The 4,298-nt window shown below is 68.6% G+C and carries 4 protein-coding genes; 3 read left to right on the top strand and 1 reads right to left on the bottom strand.

Features of this window, described 5'->3' with window-relative positions:
• The 3 genes from QZ753_RS11535 to QZ753_RS11525 all read left to right on the top strand — a co-directional run.
• On the top strand, positions 1-1,449 hold a 1,449-nt coding region (locus tag QZ753_RS11535), incomplete at its 5' end, for an aconitase X catalytic domain-containing protein (RefSeq protein WP_294643870.1).
• A 192-nt stretch (positions 1,450-1,641) separates the two neighbouring features.
• Positions 1,642-2,052 (top strand): hypothetical protein, encoded by a 411-nt coding sequence (locus tag QZ753_RS11530; protein ID WP_294643869.1) that lies wholly within the window; start codon positions 1,642-1,644, stop codon positions 2,050-2,052.
• A gap of 214 nt (positions 2,053-2,266) precedes the next feature.
• Entirely contained in the window at positions 2,267-2,971 is a 705-nt protein-coding gene (locus tag QZ753_RS11525) for a GntR family transcriptional regulator (RefSeq protein WP_294643867.1), read from the top strand.
• A gap of 30 nt (positions 2,972-3,001) precedes the next feature.
• On the opposite strand, the gene QZ753_RS11520 is transcribed toward QZ753_RS11525, so the two are convergent.
• The gene (locus QZ753_RS11520; protein ID WP_294643865.1) at positions 3,002-4,054 is read right to left on the bottom strand and encodes an NAD-dependent epimerase/dehydratase family protein; all 1,053 of its coding nucleotides are present in this window, start codon (positions 4,052-4,054) and stop codon (positions 3,002-3,004) included.
• Positions 4,055-4,298 lie beyond the last annotated feature (244 nt).

The raw sequence follows: 4,298 nt of genomic DNA, 5'->3' as shown, positions 1-4,298 counted from the left end.
GCGGCCCTCGTCTTCGCCGAGGTCGAGGACGTCGCGACGCTCGGCGCCCTCGTCGCGGCGGAGATGTTCGCCAAGCCGATCCCCGTCCTGCGACTGGACCGCGCCACCTTCGAGGCGCTGGCCGAGGCGAGCGATGCAACGATCGATTCAAGGGCGATCCGGGCAGGCGCGCTGGACATTCCGATAGCGGCAGCCCCGGCGTCTGCTCTCGTCCTCGACGAGCGCGATCGGGCGATGCTCGACGGGGCGGAGGGAGAGGCCGCCGCGCAGGCCATGCGCATCCTCGCCGCCATGGCGCGGCAGCAGGGTGCGGCCCGGCTGATCGACGTCACGCGGGCCCATATCGACGGCTGCATCTATGCCGGCCCCGCCAATCTCGTCTTCGCGGAAGCAATGGAGGCGATGGGCGGGCGGGTGCGCGTGCCGACCACGATGAACGCGATCTCGGTGGATCGCGACGGCTGGCAACGGCAGGGCGTGCCGCGCGATTTCGGCGAGCCCGCCGCCCGTCTGGCCGACGCCTATGTCCGCATGGGATCCCGTCCGACCTTCACTTGCGCGCCCTACCTTCTCGATGGCGCGCCGCAGGAGGGCGAGCCGATCGGATGGTCGGAATCGAACGCCGTCATCTTCGCCAACAGCGTGCTCGGCGCCCGCACGGCCAAGCACCCGGACTTCCTCGACCTCTGCATCGCGATCACCGGCCGCGCCCCGCTCGCCGGCCCGTTCCTCGACGAGGAGCGGCGCGCGCGCGTGGTGATCGACGTCGATCTGCCCGCCGGTGCGGGCGCCGCGGCCTGGCCGCTGATCGGCTATCTCGCAGGCGGCCTCGCGCCCGACCGCATCCCGCTTCTGCGCGGGCTGGCCGCAGCGGCCCCGACGCAGGACGACCTCAAGGCTCTCTGCGCCGCCTTCGGAACGACGTCGGCGGCGCCCATGCTTCATGTCGAAGGGGTCACGCCCGAGGCGCAGGGCGCGGCCGCCCCGGATGCCGCCACCGCGTCGATCGACCGCGCCGCTCTCGTCGCCGGCTGGCGCAAGCTCAACGACGGACCCGCAGCGGTCGATCTCGTGGCGATCGGTAGCCCGCACGCGTCGCTGGCGGAGTGTCGGGCGCTGGCGGAGGCGCTCGACGGCCGCCGGCGGCAGAACGACGTCGCGGCGATCGTGACCGCCGGTCGGCAGGTGCTGGCAGAGGCCGAGCGCGACGGCACGCGGCAGGCATTGGCCGCTTCGGGCGTCGAGATGATCCCCGACCTCTGCTGGTGCTCGATCTCGCGCCCCGTCTTCCCGGTGGAAGCGAAGACCGTCATCACCACATCCGGCAAGTACGCGCATTACGGCCCCGGCCTCTCCGGCTGCGCCGTCCGTCTCGGCACGCTGGACGATTGCGTCGAAGCGCTCCTCACCAAGCGCGCTCCGGCACGCCTCCCGGCCTGGTTGGCCTGAACGCTCCGGCGGAATGCTGCCGGAGGCGCGCCTCGGTCGCCGCGTCTCGCCGGGTCGGAAGCGTTATCCGCCATCTGGTCGAAGGGTTCCGCAAAACCTGCCGATCGCTCGATTTGGACGGGTTTCCTCCATGCGTTCGGAAGGTGGGGCTCGCAGGATGGATTGCCTGATCCAAGCTTTGCGGAGCGAGCGATGGCCGAAGACCTTCAGAATGAGACGACGCCGAAACGAGCGGGATGGCCCGTTCCCCTGACGTCGATGGCCGGTCTGTCGTCGCTGGCGGGCGCGATCCTCCTCATGGTCGGAGGGTTCACATGGACCGTGATCGACAAGGGCGGCTCCACCGACGCGGCCACCCATTCAGCGCAGAACGGCATTCCCGTGCCCATGCCGGTGGCCGGCAAGCTCTCGGCCGCGCGGGCCTCCGACTATTCGGTCGTATCGGTGTTCGAGGGCGAGGCGTTCCTCGCCACCGCCGACGACCTCGTCCGCGTGGTCGTCGGGGTGCGGCGGCCGGGGCTTGGGACCGTCACCTCCGTCACATCGCTCGACGATGGCGGCGGCACGGTCGTCGGAACCGAAGCATCGCTGCGGACCGAGTGATCTCGGCACGGTTGGCCGGCAAGGCGACGCAGAACGGACGTCGATCGGACCGCCCTCGCGGCGCGATCGCAGGACGACGCGCGTTCGACGCCGGTTCGTGCCCGCTGCTTTGCTGGTCGATCGCGGTGATTTGGGTCGACTGAACGGTTGCCATTCCACGATGCCGCGTCCTAAGCGTGGCACGTCGCTGAAGGATCGAACGAAGGGCGGACGCATGGCCGACGAGACGAAGCCAGGTCTGCCGGAACGCCGCCGGGGCTCCGGCGTGCAGATGGTCTACGACGTGCTCCGCGACGAGATCCTCGACCTCGCGATGGCCCCCGGTTCGCCGATCGACGAGGTGCAGCTCGCAGAACGCTTCGGCGTCTCCCGCACGCCCGTCCGCGAAGCGATCGTCCGGCTGGCCGGCGAAGGGCTGGTCACCACGCTGCCGAACCGCTCGACCTTCGTCGCCCCCATCGACTACCTCAACCTCGACACGTACTTCGACGCACTCGTGCTGATGTACCGGGTGACGACGCGCCTTGCGGCCGAGAACCACACCGCTCGCGACCTCGAGGAAATCCGGGCGCGGCAGGCCGAGTTCGCGGCGGCGGTCGAGGCGCAGGACGCGCTGGCGATGATCGCGACCAACGCCGCCTTCCATACCGCGATGGCGGACGCCGGCCGCAACGTGCATTTCACCGGCTTCTTCAACCGGCTGCTCGATCAGGGGCGTCGCATCCTGCGGATCTATTACAACGCCTTCGAGGACCGCCTGCCGCAGGGGTTCGTCGACGAGCACGAGGCGATGATCGCCGCGGTGGAGCGCCGGGACGCAGCCACCGCTGACGATCTCGCCCGCATCCACGGCGAGCAGATCGCCGAGAAGGTGCATTCGCTGTTCAAGATCGGCGGCCGACTGGACGTTGCGCTCTAGGGCCCGTCGATCGCCCCCGGAGCGTTGAAGTCAGGCCATCGCGCCCGGCTGCGTCGACACTTCGCCGGGCAGCGACAGTCCGGTGTCCGCCACGCAATGGTAGTTTCGGTACCATTCCACGAAGTGCCGCAGGCCCTTGGAGATCGGCGTGTTGGGCACGTAGTCGACGGTCGCGCGCAGCCGGTTCGTGTCGGCATAGGTCACCGGCACGTCGCCGGGCTGCATCGGCAGGAGCACCTTCACCGCCTCCCGGCCGATCTCGCTCTCCAGACACTGCACGAAATCCGCAAGCCGCACCGGGCTGGAATTGCCGATATTGTAGATGCGGTGCGTCGGCGCGCCGTCCACAACCTCGCTGTCACCGGGTGGGCGTCCGAGCAGGCGCACGACGGCCTCGATAGCGTCGGACACGAAGGTGAAGTCGCGCAGCATGTCGCCGCCGTTGAAGAGGCGGATCGCCCGCCCTTCCGAGATGTCGCGCGTGAAGCTGTAATAGGCCATGTCTGGCCGCCCCCAGGGGCCGTAGAGCGTGAAGAAGCGGAGGCCTGAGCACGGCAGAGCGTGCAACTTCGCATAGGACTCCGCCATCAACTCGTTGGACCGCTTGGTGGCGGCGTAGAACGAGACGGGGTGGTCGACGGGGTCCTCCTCGCGAAAGGGGGCGGAGCGGTTTGCGCCATAGACCGAGCTCGACGAGGCGTAGACAAGGTGCCCGACCCGGAGCTCGCGGCAGCATTCGAGAACCGACAGGAAGCCGTTGAGGTTCGACTTGGCATAGGGCCAGGGATCGGTGCTGCGCACGCCGGCCTGCGCTGCCAGATGAACGACGACGTCCGGCGAAAAGGCCCTCGCGAGTTCCAGGAGGCGATCGGTCTCGACGATGTCGGCCCGCAAGAACGTGAAGCCCTCGCGGCCGCGCAGCCGCGATAGTCGATCCTCCTTCAGGCCCACGTCGTAGTAGGCGTTGAGATCGTCGACGCCGAGAACCTCGATGCCCTCGCCGAGCAGCCGGTCCGAAAGGTGGTATCCGACGAAGCCTGCGGCGCCCGTGACGAGCACGCGACGGAAGGAATGCGCTGTCATGAAGGCGTCGACGAGCTGATGCTGGACTGGAAAACCATGATCTAACGACCTCCTCCCCAGGTCGAATGACGCGGCACCGGACCCAAGGGTCGGCGCGAAGCTGGCGACGATCCAGCTCGACGCAGCAAGGCCTGTTCGGATCGGCGGGAGTCAAGTGGGGCGGTCGAACCTGTCCGAACCGTATAGTTTCCGTCAGGTCATCTCACGGGTAGTCATGCGAGGAAAGCGCGCACGAACCTGTCAT

The sequence above is a fragment of the uncultured Aureimonas sp. genome (assembly GCF_913775355.1).
Lineage (GTDB): Bacteria > Pseudomonadota > Alphaproteobacteria > Rhizobiales > Rhizobiaceae > Aureimonas.
The sequence above is the reverse complement of the archived record's forward strand: the minus strand, read 5'-3'. Positions and strand labels throughout refer to the sequence as shown.

Excerpts from the sequence above, each read along its gene's own strand:
- QZ753_RS11530 (WP_294643869.1), top strand. The coding sequence starts at position 1,642 with ATGGCCGAAGACCTTCAGAATGAGACGACGCCGAAACGAGCGGGATGG.
- QZ753_RS11525 (WP_294643867.1), top strand. The coding sequence starts at position 2,267 with ATGGCCGACGAGACGAAGCCAGGTCTGCCGGAACGCCGCCGGGGCTCC.
- QZ753_RS11520 (WP_294643865.1), bottom strand. The coding sequence starts at position 4,054 with ATGACAGCGCATTCCTTCCGTCGCGTGCTCGTCACGGGCGCCGCAGGC.